This window comes from Streptomyces sp. ML-6, from assembly GCF_030116705.1.
Classification (GTDB): Bacteria; Actinomycetota; Actinomycetes; order Streptomycetales; family Streptomycetaceae; genus Streptomyces.
Map to the genome: position 1 here is coordinate 6,701,695 of NZ_JAOTIK010000001.1, position 17,490 is coordinate 6,719,184.

Below are 17,490 nucleotides of genomic sequence, written 5' to 3' on the forward strand. Positions count from 1 at the left end.
CTTGGGTCCGCAAGCGAGCCGGGAAGAGGAAGGGACGACGGTGGTGACGGACGTCGACGGCTTCGAGGACCCGCCCGCCGAGGTGCTCACGGAGGCTGCCGCGTCCTTCGGACTGCTGGCGTCCCCGGCCCGGCTGCACATCGTGTGGGCGCTGGCCCAGGGCGAGAGCGACGTGACCGGACTCGCGGAGCGGGTGGGCGGTGCGCTGCCCGCCGTCAGCCAGCACCTGACGAAGCTGAAGCTCGCGGGGCTCGTCCGCTCCTGCCGCGACGGCCGGCGGATGGTGTACTTCGTGGACGACCCCGACGTGGTGGCCGTGGTGCGGATGATGGTCGCCCGGCTGGCCGCACGTGCCGCCTCCACCCCCTCGCGCACCCTCCGCCGGACCGGTGCCTGAGACCTCCGCGACCGAGGGGCGGGGCCTGGTGGTGCCGTTCCCGTCGCGGACCCTTCCGGCGCCGGCCGGCGCCCCCGCGACCGGCGGCACCCCGGCGGGCCCCACCTCGCTCCAGGTGCTGCGCACCCTGGACAGCGGCCCCCACGGTCTGACGGACGAGGAGGCCGAGGAACGCCTGGCCGGGTACGGCGAGAACACCCTGCCCGCCCGGCGGACGGTCTCGTGGCCCGGCCGGTTCCTGCGCAGCCTCCGCGACCCGTTCACCGCGGTGCTGCTCTGCCTCGGACTGGTGTCCGTGGCCGTCGCGTCCTGGGGCCCGGCCTGTGTGATCACGGTGCTCGTGGCGGTCAGCTGCGCGCTGCGGTCGGCCGGGGAGTACCGGGCCGACCGGTCGATGGCGGGACTGCGGGAACTGGTGGCGACCACCGCCACGGTGGTGCGCCGCACGGGGCGGGACGCGGACCCGGTGCCGCGCGAGATCCCGGTCGACCAACTGGTGCCCGGGGACGTGGTCCGGCTCGGGCCCGGGGACCTCGTCCCCGCCGACGTACGGCTGTTGCGCGCGAACAGCCTGAGCGTGAACCAGGCGGCGCTGACCGGCGAGTCGGCCCCGGTCGCCAAGTACCCCGTCGACGCGCCGGGCCGGCCGGGGAGCGGGAGGCCGGACGCGCCGGGCGGGTCCGGGAGCGGGGCGCCGGAGCAGGGGCCGTTCGGCGAGCCGCAGTCGTGCTTCCAGGGCAGCAGCGTCATGTCGGGCAGCGGCACCGCGGTGGTCGTGGCGACCGGGGCGCGCACCCGGTTCGCCGCCGCGCACGACTTCGTGCACCCGCGCGGCCCGAGCGCCTTCGACCGTTCCGTGCACGGGATCTCCTGGACCCTCATCCGGTTCATGCTGGTGACGCCGCCGCTGGTGCTGATGGCGAACGCCGCCCTGCGCGGCCGGGGCCTGGAGACGCTGCCCTTCGCGGTGGCGGTGGCGGTGGGACTCACCCCGGAGATGCTGCCGGTCGTCGTCACCACCTGCCTGGCCCGCGGCGCCTCGCTCCTCGCCCGCGCCCACGGCGTGATCGTCCGACGGCTGCCCGCGCTGCACGACCTGGGCGCGGTCGACGTGCTGTGCCTGGACAAGACGGGCACGCTCACCCGGGACCGCCCCGTCGTGGTGCGCGGCCTGGACGCCGAGGGGCGGGACGACCCCGAGGTCCTGCGCTGGGCCGCCGTGAACGCCTGGTGGACGCTCCAACTCGCCGACCTGCCCGTCCCCGACGCCCTGGACGAGGCGATCCTCGACGCGGCCGACGCGCAGGACGCGCAGGCCCACGACGGGGTCGCGGCCGTGCCCTTCGACCCGGCCCGCCGCCTCTCCATCGCCGTGGTGCGCGTGCCGGGCCGGCTCGGCACGGACACGCTCGTCGTCAAGGGCGCCGTCGAGAGCGTGCTGGAACGGTGCGCCCTCGACGAGGACCGGCGCCGACGGCTGCTCCGGCTCGCGGCGGGCCGGGCGGACGACGGGCTGCGGCTCCTGGCGGTCGCCACCGCCGAACGCCCCGCCCGGCACCGCCCGTACACCCCCGCCGACGAACGCGGCCTGACCTTCGTGGGCTTCGTCGCCCTGCGCGAGGAACTCGTCCCCTCCGCGGCCGGCGCCCTGCGCGTCCTCGCCGACCGCGGCGTCACCGTCAAGGTGCTCACCGGCGACCACCCGGGCACCGCGGCCCGTGCCTGCCGGGACCTGGGGCTGGACCCGGGGGAGGTGTGCACGGCCGACCGCATCGACGGACTCACCGGCCCGGAACTGGCCGAACTCGCCGACCGCACCACCGTCTTCGCCCGCTGCACCCCCGAGCACAAGGCCCGCATCGTCACCACGCTGCGGGCCGCGGGCCGCACCGCGGGGTTCCTCGGGGACGGCGTCAACGACCTGCCCGCCCTGCACGCGGCCGACGTCGGGATCTGCCCGCGCGACGCCGTCGACATGGTCCGCGAGAGCGCCGACGTGATCCTCGCCGGCCGGGGCAAGGACCTGACCCCGATCGACCACGCGATCACGGCGGGCCGGCACAGCGGCGTCACCATCGCCACGTACCTGCGCATCACGCTGTCCTCGAACCTCGGCAACGTCATCGCCATGCTCTTCGCCGGGCTCCTGCTGCCCTTCCTGCCGATGCTCCCGGCCCAGGCCCTCGTCCAGAACCTGTGCTTCGACGCCGCCCAGCTCACCTTCTCCTACGACCGGCCCGCGCCCGCCGCGCTCAAGGGCCCGACGGCGCTGCGCCCGCGGGACCTGCTCCGCTTCATCACCGGTTTCGGGGCGCTCAACGCCGTCGCCGACCTGGCCACCTTCGGGGTGCTCGCCCTCGCCCTGTACGGGCCCGGCGGCGCGGACGACGAGGCGGTGTTCCACTCGGGCTGGTTCACCGAGAACCTGCTCACCCAGGCCCTGGTGATGGTGCTCCTGCGGACCGGCCGCCGCACGGCCGGGGCCCGCGGCGGCAGCCCGGTCGGCAGGGCGGCGGCCGGACTCGCCGTCACCGGGCTGCTGCTGCCGCTCTCCCCGCTCGGCCCGCCCCTGGGCATGACGGCGCTGCCCGCCCTCTACTACCCGCTGCTCGTGGCGGTGCTCGGGCTGTACGCGGCGGCCCTCGCGATTGCCGTCCGCCGCCAGGGGAACCGCGACACGCGGCCCCGGCCGCCGGTCGCGTGAGCCGGGCCGGGGCTACTTGCTGATGGCGAAGCGCATCAGCGCGTGCTCGTTGCCCTGCTTGATCTTCCCCGTCGTGTTGATCACTTCGAGCTTCCAGGCGTTGCCGACCCGCATGGCCTTGGCCACGGCGCAGCCGTTGTCGGTGGTGAGCAGGCTCGGCCAGATGTCGGCCACCTGCTGGGAGCTGCCGCCGGTCGCGTCGTACACCTTGAAGCTGATGTTGCGCGCCTTCTGGAAGGAGCTGCCCTTCTTGTACGCGGCGGCGATGAACACGATCGACGTGATGTTCTCCGGCAGGCGCGCGAACTCGACCGTCACCGTCTCGTCGTCGCCGTCCCCGCGACCGGTCTGGTTGTCGCCGCTGTGGAGCAGCGAGCCGTTGCCCATCGGATCGAGGGAGTCGAGGCCCGCCAGGCGCACCGGGTCCGCGCCCTGCATCGCGACGGCGATCAGGTCGAGGTCCGTCCCGGACTTGCGGCGCAGCATCCCCATCATCCCGCCGCTGCTTCCGGCGGTGGGGTCCCAGGACACCCCTATGGACAGATGGGTCACTCCGTCCAGGTCCGCCGGGCCGTCTTCCTTCTTGAGCGTAATCATGCGTGGATCATCCCTTTGCTGGCGGTAATGCGACACACAGAGTGTGCCCGGAGCCTTTGGGGCCCCGCACACCCGGTCCGCCCGCCGCCGGTCGCCGCCGGTCGCGCACGCAGCCGCGGACGCCGGCGCGGGCCCGCGGTGCCGCCCCGTCAGGCGGGGACGGCGGCCGGGGTCGCCACCGGCACCACCACCGGCGATCCGTCCGACGAGGCCGTCAGGATCTCGGCCTCCACGCCGTACAACTCCCTCACCAGCGCGGGGTCGATGGTTTCGCGCGGGGTGCCGCAGGCGACGACCCGGCCGTCCCGCATGGCGATCAGCGTGTCGGCGTAACGGGCGGCGGCGGCGAGGTCGTGGACGACCATGACGACGGTGCGGCCGTCGGCGGCGATCTGCCGCACCAGGTCCAGGACCTCGACGGCGTGCCCGATGTCGAGCGCGCTGGTCGGCTCGTCGAGCAGCAGGACCGGGGTCTCCTGGGCCAGCGCCATGGCCAGCCAGCACCGCTGCCGCTGACCGCCGGAGAGTTCCTCGACCCGGCAGTCGGCCAGTGCGGCGGTCCCGGTGGCGGTCAGGGCGCGCTCGACCGCCCGTTCGTCGTCGCGGGACCACTGGCGGAACAGGCCCTGGTGCGGGTGGCGTCCGTAACGGACCAGGCCCGCCACCGTGACCGCCTCCGGCGCCTGCGGGGCCTGGGGGAGCAGGGCGATGCGGTGCGCGGCCTCCCGCTGCCGCATCCGCCACACGTCCTCGCCGTCGACCAGCACCCGGCCCGACTCCGGGGCGTGCAGCCGGGCCATCGAGCGCAACAGCGTCGACTTCCCGCAGCCGTTCGGCCCGACGATCGCGACCACATGGCCCGAAGGCGCCGTCACGTCGACGCGGTCGACGACCGTACGTCCGGAATATCCGGCAATGAGCTGCTCGGTGCGCAGTTCCATCTGGACCGCCCTTTCGGAATGACGAGACCCCTTGCTCGATGAGCCTGAGGTAAGGCTAACCTTAGTCATTGCGGCGGGGGTGTTGAGGCGGCTGTGAGCCATCGGCCTGCCCTCCGCGCAGTTCGTACATTTCCGTGAACCGTGGAGTTCCCATGACCCTGTCCAGCCGTCCCTCCCTGATCCTGCCGCGTCGCGCGGCCCGGGTCGCCGCCGCGGTCGGTGCGGCCGCGCTCCTCGTGACCGGTTGTGGTGCGGACTCCGGCGACAAGGACTCCAAGGGGTCCTCGGGCAAGGACTCCGCGGCATCGGCCACCCGGACCGTGAAGGACGCCACCGGCCGCGCCGTCGAGGTCCCGGCCCACCCCAAGCGGATCGTGACCCTCACTCAGGAGGAGCTCGACGCGGTGCTCGCGCTCGGCGTGAAGCCGGTCGGCATCACCAACGGACAGGGTCTGAACAAGCCGCCGGCCTACCTCGCCGACAAGGTCGAGGGCATCGAAGTCGTCGGCAACCTGCTCCAGCCGGTCATGGACAAGGTCGTCGCCGCCAAGCCCGACCTGATCCTCGCCGGTGACATGCAGGACGAGCAGGTCCTCGAGCAGCTGCGCGAGATCACCCCCGCCACCCTCGTCACCATGGCGCCGACCGACGACTGGAAGCTGTCGCTGCGCGGCATCGGCAACGCCCTGAACAAGCTCGACGTGGCCAACAAGGTCATCTCCGAGCACGAGAGCGCCGCCAAGGCCGCGGGCGAGAAGCTCGGCGGGAACAAGGGGGCCGAGGTCTCCATCGTCCGCTGGAACCCGGACGGGCCCAGCTGGATGGAGAACAAGCAGTTCGCCAGCGGCATCGCGCTGGAGATGGGCCTGAAGCGGCCCAAGTCGCAGAACAAGGACGGCAACGCGCACACGCCGTCGCTGAGCCTGGAGAAGATCAACGAGATCGACGGCGACTGGCTGTTCCTGTCGACCCTCACCTCCGACGGCGAGCAGGCGCTCGAGGAGGTGCAGTCCAAGGCCGCGTACAAGGAGCTGAACGCGGTCAAGGAGGGCCACGTGGTGACGGTGAACGGCTCCGTCTGGTCGACCCGAGGCGGCCCGCTCGCCGCCGACGAGGTCATCAAGGACATCACCAAGGCCCTGACCGCCTCCTGACGTCGTGTCATATCGGTGCGGGCCGGCCGTACTCGCCGTACGGCCGGCCCGCACCCGGCGTGCCTCAGGCGGTGCGGTCGCCGGCCCGGCGCGCCCCGGCGAGGTCCGCGGCCGTCCACGCCATCGCCGTCGCCCCGTCCAGCAGCGCCCGTTCGGCCGCGGGCGAGAGCGCGGCCTCGGCGAAGGCGGCCTCGTGCGGGCCGCAGGACCCGCCGCTGATGTCGAGCACCGGATGGATGGCGGGCACCGCGTGCGAGACGTTGCCCATGTCCGTGCAGGCGAACGGGGCCCGCTCCACGGGCTCCGGACGGCCGAGCGCGCGGGCGTTGGCCGTCCACAGCCGGATCAGCTCCGGATCGCCCCGGAAGTCCAGGTAGTCGGGCTCGGGGCGCTCCAGGGTCACCTCGCACCCGGTCGCCAGTGCGCCCGCCCGGAAGCACGCCTCCACCCGGTCGCGCAGCTCCGTCAGGTCCTCGGCCGCCAGCGCGCGCAGTTCGTACTCGGCGCGCGTCCGGTCCGGGATCGCGTTGGGGGAGCTGCCCGCCTCCGTGGTGATGCCGTGCACCCGCCACTGCGGCGGCAGTTGCTGGCGCAGCAGACCGATGGCCACCTGGGCCACGGTCAGCGCGTCGGCGGCGTTGCGGCCCTCGTGCGGATTCAGGCTCGGGTGTGCGGACCGGCCGGTGTACGTCACCGACAGGGTGCCCAGCGCGAAGGACCGGAAGTCGGCGACCTCGAACGGGCACGGGTGCACCATCATGGCGGCGTCGACGCCGTCGAACGCGCCCTCGCGGAGCATCAGCGCCTTGCCCGCGCCGCGTTCCTCCGCCGGGGTGCCCAGCACCCGTACGCGCAGGCCGAGTTCGTCCGCCAGCGGGGCCAGGCCCAGTGCGGCGCCGACCCCGGCGGCGGCGATGAGGTTGTGGCCGCAGGCGTGCCCGAGGCCCGGCAGGGCGTCGTACTCGCAGACCACCGCGACCGTGAGCGGGCCGCTGCCCGCGGTGGCCTCGAACGCGGTGTCCAGCCCGTACGCCGGGGCGGTCACCGCGAAGCCCCGGGCGCCCAGCAGTTCGGCGCACCAGGCGGCCGCCCGGTGCTCGTCGAACGCCGTCTCCGGGTGGCCGTGGATGCGGCGGCTGAGGTCGAGCAGGGCGTCGCCCTCCTGCTCGATCCCCTTGCGTATGCGGGACTTGACGTCCCGGAGGGCGGGTGCGGCGTCGTCGTACGGGTCGGTCATCGGCTCCTCTTCCGGTGGGTGCGGTCGCACTGTCCCGCGTCGCGAAGTTCACCCGCGGGCATGCCGTGCAAGTATTTAGCTTAGGCTTGCCTAAGTCATTGGCGGCCCACTGCGCGGCAAGGCTTTCACAACCGAGGAGTTGTCCCCAGATGAACGAGCGTCCGGAGCCGTTCCCCCTGCTCACCGCGCAGAGCGGCATCCACTACGCCCAACAGCTCGCCCCGGGCGGCACCGAGTTCCACACCGCGGACGTCGTGGAGATCGACGGAGCCCTCGACGAGGAACGCTTCGAACGCGCGCTGCGCCGCACCGTCGCCGAGGCCGACACCCTGCGGCTGCGGATCACCGAGACGGACGGCACCCCCGCCCAGTACCCCGACCCGGCCCACGCCCTCCGGCTGCACCGGATCGACCTGCGCGGCCACGGGGCGCCCGAGGAGGAGGCCGGGCGCTGGATCGACGCCGACCTGTCCCGGCCCGCCGACCTCGACGCACCGGACGGCCTGATGACCCAGGCCCTGCTGCGCGTCGGCGACACCTCGTACCGCTGGTACCAGCGCATCCACCACATAGCCGTCGACGCCTACGCCCTGACGCTCCTCGGCAACCGGGTCGCCGAACTGTACGCGGCCGGCGAACAGGAGGCCCCGGAGTGCCGGTTCGCCCCGCTGCGCGAACTCGTCGCGGAGGAGCAGGCGTACCTGAGCGGTGAACAGTACGCCGCCGACCGGGAGTTCTGGACCGGGCGGATGGCCGGCGCCGTCCCCGTCACGCTCGCCCCGCCCGCCGAGCCCGACCGGGGCCCCGCCTCGCCCGTCGGACCCGGCCGGGCCACCGCCCCGGACCCCCGGCCGCGCCGGTACGCCACCCGGCTGTCCGCCGCAACGGTCACCCGCGCCGCCGAGGCCGTCCGGGCCACCTGGGCCGAACTGGTCGTCGCCGCCACCGCCGTCCACCTGCACCGGCTCACCGGCACCCGCGACGTCGTCCTCGGCCTGCCCGTGACCAACCGCCGCACCCCCGCCGCGCTGCGCACCCCGGCGATGACCGTGAACGTCCTCCCGCTGCGCCTCGCCGTCCGCCCCGAGGACACCGCGGCCGAACTGCTGCGCCGCGTGGTGCTGGAGATCCGCCAGGTCCGCCGCCACCAGCGCTACCCGCAGGCCGACCTGCGCCGCGACCTGGACCTGACCGCCCCCACCGCGCCGCTGACCGGGCCGATGGTCAACATCAAGCCGCACGACGGCGCCCCGCTCGACCTCGGCGGGCCGTCCGGCACCGTCCGCAACCTCGCCGCGGGCCCGGTCGAGGACCTCGCCGTCGGCGCCTGGCCCGGCCCGGACGACACCCTCACCCTGGTGCTGGAGGCCGCCCCCGACCGCTACACCGCCGCCGACACCGAACGGTACGGCGCCACGCTCCTGCGCTGCCTCGACCACCTGACCGCGCTGCTGCTCACCGACCCGCACCGGCCCGTCGCCACCCTCGACCTGCTCGACGAGGACGGGATACGCCGGGTGACCGCGGGCCGCTCCGAGGAGCCCCGCACCACCACTGTCCCCGAGGAGTTCGCCGCACAGGCCGCCCGAACCCCCGACGAGACCGCCGTCCGCTGCGGCCCGGACGCCCTCACCTTCGCCGAACTGGACGCCGCCGCCGACCGGCTCTCCCACCACCTCGCCGCGCACGGCGTCGGCCCCGAAACCCCCGTCGCGCTCGCCCTGCCCCGCTCCACCGGCATGATCACCGCCCTGCTCGCGGTCCTCAAGGCGGGCGGCGTCTGCCAGCCGCTCGACCTCGGCCACCCGCCCGCCCGCACCCTCGCCGTGCTGGAGGACGCCCGCCCGGCCTGCGTCCTGGGCACCACCGAGGCACTGGCCCGGCTCCCCGAACACGGCCTGCCCGTCATCGACCTCGACGCCCCCGGGACCGTCCGGGCCCTCCGCGACGCACCCGCCGACCGCCCCGCCGCCACCCCCGCCCCCGACGACGCGGCCTACATCATCCACACCTCCGGCTCCACCGGCCGCCCCAAGGGCGTGGTCGTCACCCACGCCTCCCTCGCCAACCTGTACGCCGGACACGGCACCGACCACATCGCCCCCGCCGTCGCCCGCACCGGCCGCAACCGGCTCAAGGTCGCCCACAGCGCCTCCTTCGCCTTCGACGCCTCCTGGGACCCGGTGCTGTGGATGGTCCACGGCCACGAACTGCACCTGCTCGACGACGCCACCTATCGCGACCCGGCCGCCCTCACCGCCCACGTCGACACCCACCTCGTCGACTACCTGGACATCACCCCCTCGTACGCCGAGGCGCTCCTCGCCGAGGGGCTGCTCGGCGACGGCCACCACCGGCCCGCCGTCCTCGTCGTCGGCGGCGAACCCGTCCCCGCCCCGCTGTGGCACCGCCTCGCCACCACCGACGGCGTCCACCCGCTCAACCTGTACGGCCCCACCGAGACCACCGTCGACGCCTGCCACTGGACCGGCCCCGGATCCGACGGCAGCCCGGTGCGCGCGACCCGCCTCTACGTGCTCGACACCGCCCTGCGCCCCGCCCCCGACGACGTGCCCGGCGAGCTGTACGTGGCCGGCGCCTGCCTGGCACGCGGTTACCTCGGCCGCCCCGACCTGACGGCCGAACGCTTCGTCGCCGACCCCTACGGCGCCCTGCACGGCGACGCCGGCGGCCGGATGTACCGCACCGGGGACCTGGTGCGCCGCCGCCCCGACGGCACCGTCGAATTCCTCGGCCGCACCGACGACCAGGTCAAGATCCGCGGCTTCCGCATCGAACTCGGCGAGATCCAGGCCGTCCTGGCCGCCCACCCGTCCGTCGCCGCGGCCGCCGTCATCGCCCGCGAGGCGGCCGGCGGCAAGCGGCTGCTCGCCTACGCCGTCCCGCGCCCCGGCACCGCTGCCGACCCGGCCGCCCTGCGCGACCACCTCGCCGCCGAACTGCCCGCCCACATGGTCCCGGCCGCGGTCACCCTGCTCGACGCGCTGCCGCGCACCGCCAACGACAAGCTCGACCACCGTGCGCTGCCCGACCCCGCACCGCTCGCCGTCCCCGCCGCCCCGGCCACCGGCGCCCACCCCGCCACCCCGCACACCGACGTCGTCCGCGGCCTCTTCGCCGACCTGCTCGGCCAGGAGGAACTGGCCGCGCCCGACGCCTCCTTCTTCGACCTGGGCGGCCACTCGCTGCTCGCGGCCCGGCTCGCCGCCCGGCTGCGGGAGACCTTCGACGTGCCCGTCTCCGTCGCCGACGTGTTCCGCGAGCCCACCCCGGCCGCCCTCGCCGCCCTGGTCCGCGCCCGCCACACCGGCGCCCCCGCCGACGACGTACCGCTGACCCCGGTGCCCCGCACCGGCGAACTGCCGCTGTCCCCGGCCCAGCAGCGGCTGTGGTTCCTGCACCGGCTGGAGGGGCCCTCCCCGACGTACAACATCCCGCTCGTCCTCACCGTCGAGGGAGCACTCGACGAGGACGCGCTCACCGCCGCCCTCGCCGACCTGACGGCACGGCACGAAACCCTGCGGACGGTCTACCCGGTCCCCGAGGACGGCCCGGACAGCCTGCCCCGGCAGCACATCCTGGCCCCCGACGACCCGGCGGCCCGGCCCCGCCCCCACCGGGCCGCCGACGGCGAGGACCTGACGGCCGCCGCCCGCCGCGCCTTCGACCTGGCCCACGAGATCCCGCTGCGCGCCACCCTGTTCACCGAGGCCGCCGACCGGCACACCCTGATGCTGGTGCTGCACCACATCGCCGGCGACGGCGCCTCCACCACCCCGCTGGCCGACGACCTCGCCACCGCCTACCGGGCCCGACTCGCCGGACACGCACCGGAGTTCGCCCCCCTGACCGTGCAGTACACCGACCACGCCGCATGGCAGCGGCGCCGGCTCGGCACCCCCGACCGGCCCACCCCGCTCGCCACCGCCCAGCTCGACCACTGGAAGCAGGCCCTGGCCGGCCTGCCCGACCAGCTCGACCTGCCCACCGACCGGCCCCGCCCGCCCGTCTCCTCCACCGACGGCGACACCGTCCCGTTCGCCCTGGACACCGCCGCGCACACGGCCCTCGCCGCCCTCGCCCGCACCACCGGCGCCAGCGTCTTCATGACCGTCCAGGCGGGGCTGGCCGCCCTGCTCACCCGGCACGGCTGCGGCACCGACATCCCGCTCGGCACCCCCGTCGCCGGACGCGACGACGACGCCACCGCCGCCCTCGTCGGCTTCTTCACCAACACCGTCGTGCTCCGCACCGACACCTCCGGCGACCCCACCTTCCGGGAACTGCTGGAGCGGGTGCGGACCGGCACCCTGGCCGCGTTCGAGCACGACGCGCTGCCCTTCGACCACCTCGTCGAGGCGCTCAACCCGGCCCGCTCCCTCGCCCGCCACCCCCTCTTCCAGACCATGCTGGCCTGGCAGTCGGTCCCGGACACGGCCTTCCCGCTGGGCCCCGGCACCACCGCCCGGCTGTCCACCATGACCTCCGGCACCGCCAAGTTCGACCTCACCCTCAACGCCGGCGAACTGGCCGACGGCGGCATCGGCGGCTTCCTGGAATTCCGCACCGACCTGTTCGACCGCCCCACCGCCCAGGCCCTCGCCGACCGCCTCGCCCGGCTGCTCACCGCCGCCGCCGAGGCCCCCGACACCCCCCTCGGCCTGCTGCCGCTGCTGAGCGGGGACGAGCACCGCCGCGCCCTGGTCGACGGCAACGCCCAGCCGCTGCCCACCGCCCCCACCGCCCCGGCCACCCTCGCCGACCGCTACGAGGAGGCCGCCCGCCGCCACCCCGACCGGATCGCCGTCAGCCACGAGGACACCACCCTCACCTACGCCGAACTCTCCGCCCGCGCCCACCGCCTGGCCCGGCTGCTCGCCGCCCGCTCCATCGGCCCCGGCTCCGTCGTCGCCCTCGCCCTGCCGCGCTCCGCCGAACTGGTCACCGGCCTGCTCGCGGTCTCCCTCGCCGGCGCCGCCTACCTGCCGCTCGACCCCGACTACCCGGCCGACCGACTGGCGTACATGCTGGCCGACGCCCGCCCCGCGGCCGTCGTCACCGACACCGCCACCGCGCCCCGGCTGCCCGGCCACGACCTGCCGGTCCTCACCGTCGACGGCGACACCACCGCACACGCCACCGGCCCGCTCACCCAGGCGGAACGGGTCCGCCCGCTCACCCCCCACGACCCGGCGTACATCATCTACACCTCCGGGTCCACCGGCCGCCCCAAGGGCGTCGTGGTCACCCACCACAACGTCACCCGGCTGTTCACCGCCACCGACCACTGGTTCGGCTTCGGCCCCGACGACGTGTGGACGCTGTTCCACTCCTACGCCTTCGACTTCTCCGTCTGGGAACTGTGGGGCGCCCTGCTGCACGGCGGCAAGGTCGTCGTCGTGCCGCACCTGACCAGCCGCGACCCGCACGCCTTCCTGCGGCTGCTCGCCGCGCAGCGGGTGACCGTCCTCAACCAGACGCCCTCCGCCTTCTACCAGCTCGCCGCCGCCGACCGGGAACACCCCGGACACGAACTCGCCCTGCGCTACGTGGTGTTCGGCGGGGAGGCGCTGGAACTGGGCCGCCTCGACGACTGGTACGCCCGGCACGCCGACGACGCACCGGTCCTGGTGAACATGTACGGCATCACCGAGACCACCGTGCACGTCACCCACTTCCCCCTCGACCGGGCCACCGCTGCCGCCGCCACCTCCTCCACCATCGGCGTCAACATCCCCGACCTGCGCGTCTACGTCCTCGACGAACGGCTCCAGCCGGTACCGCCCGGCGTCACGGGGGAGATGTACGTCGCCGGACAGGGCGTGGCGGCCGGCTACCTCGGCCGGCCCGACCTCACCGCGACCCGTTTCGTCGCCGACCCGCACGCCCACCTGTTCGGCGGGAGCGGCACCCGCATGTACCGCTCCGGGGACCTGGCCCGCCGGCGCGCCGATGGCACCCTGGAGTACTTCGGCCGCGCCGACCACCAGGTCAAGATCCGCGGCTTCCGCATCGAACTCGGCGAGATCGAGGCCGTCCTGGCCGCCCGCCCGGAGGTCGCCGACGTGGCCGTGGTCGTCCGCGAGGACGTCCCCGGCGACAAACGGCTCGTCGCCTACGCCGTACCCGCCGCCGGCCCCGGGGCCGACCCGGAGCTGACGGCGCGGCTGCGCGAGCACGCGGCCCGCGAACTGCCCGCGCACATGGTCCCGTCCGCCGTGATCGAGCTGGCCCGGCTGCCGTTGACCAGCAACGGCAAGCTGGACCGCACGGCGCTGCCCGCGCCCGGCCGCCCGGCTGGCGACGCCCGCGGCCGCGCCCCGCGCAGCCCGCGCGAGGAGCAGCTGTGCGCGCTGTTCGCCGAGGTGCTCGGCGCGGACCGGGTCGGCGTCGACGACAACTTCTTCGACCTGGGCGGCCATTCGCTGCTCGCCGTCCGGCTCGCCGCCCGCGTCACGGCGGCCCTCGGCACCGAGGTCTCCATCGGCACCGTCTTCCGGTCGCCCACGGTCGCAGCCCTGGGCGCCGCCCTGGACGCGGCCCCGGACGGGGCGAGCCACGACGACCCGCTGGACGTCCTGCTGCCGCTCAGGCCCGCCCGCGACGGCGACCGCGCCCCCCTGTACTGCGTCCACCCGGCGGGCGGGCTGAGCTGGTGCTACGCCGGACTCATCCGGCACCTGCCCGCCGACGTGCCGATCTACGGCCTCCAGGCGCAGGGCGTCGGCCCCGCCACCGCCGACGAGCCGCTGCCCGCCTCCCTGGAGGAACTGGCCGCGCACTACGTGACCCGGATGCGGGAGGTGCAGCCCGCGGGGCCGTACCGCCTGCTCGGCTGGTCCACCGGCGGCATCATCGCGCACGCCATGGCCACCCGGCTCCAGGACCTGGGCGAGGAGGTCGAACTGCTCGCGATCCTCGACGCCTACCCGGCCGAGGGCTTCCGCGACCTGCCCGTGCCCGACCACGCCGAGGCCATGGAGTCCCTGCTGGCGATGGGCGGCCACGGCCCCGAAACGCTGGAGGGCAAGCCGCTCACCACCGAGCACGTGATCGAGGTGCTCCAGCGCGAGGGCAGCCCGCTGGCCGCGCTGACCACCGGCACGCTGGAGTCGCTGGCCGAGACCTACCTCAACACCAACCACCTCGTCCGGGGCTTCGACCACCGGCGCCTCGACGCCGACGTGCTGTTCTTCCGCGCGACCGTCGACACCATCGACGACACCCTCACCCCGGACACCTGGACGCCGTACGTGAACGGGCGCATCGACAACACGGACGTCGCCTGCTCGCACAAGGACATGACCCTGCCCGAACCGATCGCGCACATCGCCCGCGTGGTCGCAGACCGCCTGACCGACCTGGAGAAGTGACACCCCGATGGCCGTGAACAGCGACGCACCCGTCAATCCCTTCGACGCCGACGGCGGGGCCGAGGCCTTCCTCGTCCTCGTCAACGAACAGCGCCAGTACTCGCTGTGGCCCGAGTTCGCCGACGTACCGGCCGGCTGGACGGCGGTCCACGGGCCGTGCCCGCGCCAGGAGGCACTGGACCGGATCACCGCGCTCGACACCGGGCTGCCGGCCCGGTGACCGCACCCGAATCCCGTACCGGGCGGGGCGGACGGCTGCCGACGCCGCGCATCCGCCCCCGGCTCGCCGTGGTCCTGGTCTACGTGGCCGCGATGTGCATGAACGGCCTGGACTCGACCATCGTCAACCCGGCCCTCTACACCATCGCCGAGGACTTCGGCCGGCCCGTCTCGGCGGCCAACACCGTCGAGACGGCGTTCCTGGTCGCCCTGGCGCTCGCCCTGCCGGTGGCCGGCTGGCTCGGCGACCGGTACGGCACCAAACGGGTCTTCCTCGGCTCGCTGGCCGTCTTCACCGCGGCCTCCGCACTGTGCGGGCTGGCCTGGAACCTGCCGGTACTGGTCGTGGCGCGCGCGTTGCAGGGCCTGGCGGGCGGACTGCTGACCCCGGTGGGCATGACGCTGTTGTTCCGGGCGTTCGCCCCGTCGGAGCGGGCCGGGCTGTCGAAGGTGCTGATCGTGCCGACGGCCCTGATGCCCGCCCTCGGCCCGCCGCTCGGCGGCCTGCTCACCGAACACCTCTCCTGGCACTGGCTGTTCTTCGTCAACGTGCCGGTCGGCGTGGCCGCCGTACTGCTCGGGGCGATCGGGCTGCGCGAGCACGTCGAGGGCACCGCCGGCCCGTTCGACCGGGCGGGCTTCTGGCTCGCCACGCCTGCCCTCGGCCTGCTCACCTACGCGCTCGGCTTCGGCCCGGCGCACGGCTGGTCCGACCCCCCGGTCGTGCTGGGCGCGGTGCTGGGCACGGCGCTGCTGGTGGCGACCGTCATCCAGCAACGCCGGGCCCCGGCCCCCCTGTTGGGGCTGCGGCTGCTCGGCGACCGGTACTACGGGACGGCCGCCGCACTGGCTGCCCTGACCGCGGCCGGGCTGATGGGCGTGCTGTTCGTCGTCCCGCTGCTGTTCCAGGCCGCCCTGGGCGGCTCCGCGCTGGACGCCGGGCTGAGCGTGTTCCCCGAGGCGATCGGCCTGATGCTGGCCTCGCAGGCGGTGGACCGGCTGCTGCCCCGGCTCGGCCCCCGCCGCCTGGCGGTGGCCGCGCTGCTGCTGGCCGCCGCGGTGTTCGGCGCGCTCGCGGTGCCGGGCACGGCGGAGAACAGCTGGGCCGTGCGGGCGTTGATGTTCCTGATCGGGCTGGTGCTCGGAACGGCCGTCCTCACCGTGCAGATCGCCGGGTTCGAGACCATCGCGCCGCCCGACATGGGCCAGGCGATGGGCCTCTTCCAGATCGTCCGCACCCTGGGCGGCGCCCTCGGCATCGCCCTGTGCGCGGCCCTGGTCGGCGGCGGCGCCCACGGCGCGGGGACCACGATGGACGCCGGGCCGTTCCGTACGGCGGTGTGGGCCACGGCCGCCCTGGTGGCCCTGGCGGCCCTGTTCGCCCTGCGGCTGCCGTGCACGGCACCGCAGCCCCCGCCGCCGGACGAGGACCTGCCGGGCGAGGACGCGCCGGAGGGTCTCCGGGCGGCCTGAGCGGCCCGTACACACGGAAGGTGCCCCGCGGGACTCCCGCGGGGCACCTTCCGCACGTCCGTACGACGGACACGGCGCGGCTCACCGTCCGGCGGGCGCCTCCGCGTCGTCCCCCAGCAGGTCCACCAGGGCGTCGGCCAGGCCGCCGCGCCAACAGGCGTAGTCGTGGCCGCCGTTGAACTCCCGGTAGGTCACGTCGTAGCCGCGGGCGCGCAGGACGTTGCGCAGCCGGCGGTTCTCCGCGAGGAGCATCCACTCCTGGACGCCCACCTCCAGCCACAGCCGGACCGGCCGCCGGTGGCCGGACGCGTACTGCCGGGTGAGCCACTCCGCGCCCTTGTCGGGGTCGTCGTCCGGCCACCAGAAGGACCCCGACTGCGACACCGCGAGGCCGAACCGGTCGGGGCGCCGGAACGCGGCGAACGCGGCGGTCAGCCCGCCCGCGCTCTGTCCGGCCAGCACGGTCCGCCCCGGGCGCACCGGAGTGCCGAACTCCGCCTCCGCCCACGGCAGCAGGGTGTCCGCCAGCCAGTCCACGAACGCCCCGTTGCAGCTCAGGTCGTCCATCCGGGCATCCATCGTGTCCACCATCAGCGCCGCGGTCGGCGGCAGCGATCCGGCGGCGTGCATCCGGTCCAGCATGCCGCCGGCGTCCAGGACCGGTCCCCACATCTCGCCGTCGAGCAGCACGACGACCGCCCGCGGGGCCCCGTGCCCCGCCGGGAGGCGCACGGTCACCCGGCGGCCGTCGACCTCGTGCTCCGCCGACGTCCCGCGCGGCACGGGGCCGTCATCGGCGACGTACGGCTGCGGCGGGGCATCGGGCAGCGACAGCACCGAGGCCGGCCGGCGCCCGCCGTGGGACGGCAGGAGGGGTGCCGGGCCGAGCGGGTCGGGCAGGGCCCGGTCCAGCGCGGCCCGCCAGGACACCCGGTCGGTGCGCAGCAGTTCCTCGCGGGTGCGGTGACCGGGCAGGAACTGGTACGAGGCGCGGTGGTCGGCGCGCAGCCGGTGGGAGAGCGCCCATACGGAGGTGCCCTCGACGCGCCGCATCAGGTGCCGGGTCAGGTCACCGGCGTGCCGGTCCCGGTCGGTGACGGTGTGCACCAGGAGCAGGACGTCCGTGGCGGGCCGGTCCGGGTCGTCCCGCCAGACGAAGGTGACCAGGCGGTGGGCCGGGTCGCCCTCGGGGTCGGGCTCGACCAGCGGGGTGCCCGTCCGGCCGGCGCGGAGCCAGAACTCCTCCTCGGCGCCCGGCACCCGGGCCCGGACCCCGTCGCGCAGGGCCCGCAGGGCGGGGCTGGGGAGAGCGGTCACGTTCGTCTGCCTTTCGTGCGGGTGGTGCGAAGGTCGTGGACGGGGGCGGCGGTGACG

Annotated in this window: 10 protein-coding genes; 6 read left to right on the forward strand and 4 right to left on the reverse strand. The window is 74.9% G+C overall.

Going from position 1 to position 17,490, the window contains the following annotated elements:
• Positions 1 to 40 precede the first annotated feature (40 nt).
• Positions 41 to 397 carry an ArsR/SmtB family transcription factor gene (locus tag OCT49_RS29510; protein ID WP_283854839.1) on the forward strand — a complete coding sequence of 119 codons (357 nt, stop codon included), beginning with the start codon at positions 41 to 43 and terminating at the stop codon, positions 395 to 397.
• On the forward strand, positions 390 to 3,101 hold the full coding sequence (gene mgtA / locus OCT49_RS29515; RefSeq protein ID WP_283854840.1) for a magnesium-translocating P-type ATPase: 2,712 nt from the start codon (positions 390 to 392) through the stop codon (positions 3,099 to 3,101). The genes OCT49_RS29510 and mgtA overlap by 8 nt, the downstream gene beginning before the upstream one ends.
• Positions 3,102 to 3,113: 12 nt before the next feature.
• Here the strand turns inward: mgtA and OCT49_RS29520 are convergent, their stop codons facing one another.
• A complete protein-coding gene (locus OCT49_RS29520; protein WP_283854841.1) occupies positions 3,114 to 3,698 on the reverse strand; it encodes a TerD family protein in 585 nt (194 codons plus the stop codon).
• Positions 3,699 to 3,847: 149 nt separating this feature from the next.
• Positions 3,848 to 4,639 (reverse strand): ABC transporter ATP-binding protein, encoded by a 792-nt coding sequence (locus OCT49_RS29525; protein ID WP_283854842.1) that lies wholly within the window; start codon positions 4,637 to 4,639, stop codon positions 3,848 to 3,850.
• A gap of 152 nt (positions 4,640 to 4,791) precedes the next feature.
• Between OCT49_RS29525 and OCT49_RS29530 the strand changes: the two genes are divergently transcribed.
• The gene (locus tag OCT49_RS29530; protein ID WP_283854843.1) at positions 4,792 to 5,793 is read left to right on the forward strand and encodes an ABC transporter substrate-binding protein; all 1,002 of its coding nucleotides are present in this window, start codon (positions 4,792 to 4,794) and stop codon (positions 5,791 to 5,793) included.
• 64 nt (positions 5,794 to 5,857) lie between these two features.
• On the opposite strand, the gene OCT49_RS29535 is transcribed toward OCT49_RS29530, so the two are convergent.
• Complete coding sequence (locus tag OCT49_RS29535; RefSeq protein ID WP_283854844.1) at positions 5,858 to 7,030, reverse strand: M20 family metallopeptidase; 1,173 nt, start codon at positions 7,028 to 7,030, stop codon at positions 5,858 to 5,860.
• 149 nt (positions 7,031 to 7,179) lie between these two features.
• On the opposite strand from OCT49_RS29535, the gene OCT49_RS29540 reads away from it, so the two are divergent.
• Genes OCT49_RS29540 through OCT49_RS29550 form a run of 3 tightly spaced genes read left to right on the forward strand, consistent with a single transcriptional unit; the run spans position 7,180 to position 16,116 of the window.
• Complete coding sequence (locus OCT49_RS29540; protein WP_283854845.1) at positions 7,180 to 14,424, forward strand: non-ribosomal peptide synthetase; 7,245 nt, start codon at positions 7,180 to 7,182, stop codon at positions 14,422 to 14,424.
• A gap of 7 nt (positions 14,425 to 14,431) precedes the next feature.
• A complete protein-coding gene (locus OCT49_RS29545; protein WP_283854846.1) occupies positions 14,432 to 14,644 on the forward strand; it encodes an MbtH family protein in 213 nt (70 codons plus the stop codon).
• Complete coding sequence (locus tag OCT49_RS29550; RefSeq protein ID WP_283854847.1) at positions 14,641 to 16,116, forward strand: DHA2 family efflux MFS transporter permease subunit; 1,476 nt, start codon at positions 14,641 to 14,643, stop codon at positions 16,114 to 16,116. Before OCT49_RS29545 ends, OCT49_RS29550 begins: the two co-directional genes overlap by 4 nt.
• A gap of 81 nt (positions 16,117 to 16,197) precedes the next feature.
• Here the strand turns inward: OCT49_RS29550 and fes are convergent, their stop codons facing one another.
• Complete coding sequence (gene fes / locus OCT49_RS29555) at positions 16,198 to 17,433, reverse strand: enterochelin esterase (protein ID WP_283854848.1); 1,236 nt, start codon at positions 17,431 to 17,433, stop codon at positions 16,198 to 16,200.
• Between the last annotated feature and the right edge of the window lie 57 nt (positions 17,434 to 17,490).

Excerpts from the sequence above, each read along its gene's own strand:
- OCT49_RS29535 (WP_283854844.1), bottom strand. The coding sequence starts at position 7,030 with ATGACCGACCCGTACGACGACGCCGCACCCGCCCTCCGGGACGTCAAG.
- OCT49_RS29525 (WP_283854842.1), bottom strand. The coding sequence starts at position 4,639 with ATGGAACTGCGCACCGAGCAGCTCATTGCCGGATATTCCGGACGTACG.
- OCT49_RS29545 (WP_283854846.1), top strand. The coding sequence starts at position 14,432 with ATGGCCGTGAACAGCGACGCACCCGTCAATCCCTTCGACGCCGACGGC.
- OCT49_RS29520 (WP_283854841.1), bottom strand. The coding sequence starts at position 3,698 with ATGATTACGCTCAAGAAGGAAGACGGCCCGGCGGACCTGGACGGAGTG.
- OCT49_RS29540 (WP_283854845.1), top strand. The coding sequence starts at position 7,180 with ATGAACGAGCGTCCGGAGCCGTTCCCCCTGCTCACCGCGCAGAGCGGC.
- OCT49_RS29530 (WP_283854843.1), top strand. The coding sequence starts at position 4,792 with ATGACCCTGTCCAGCCGTCCCTCCCTGATCCTGCCGCGTCGCGCGGCC.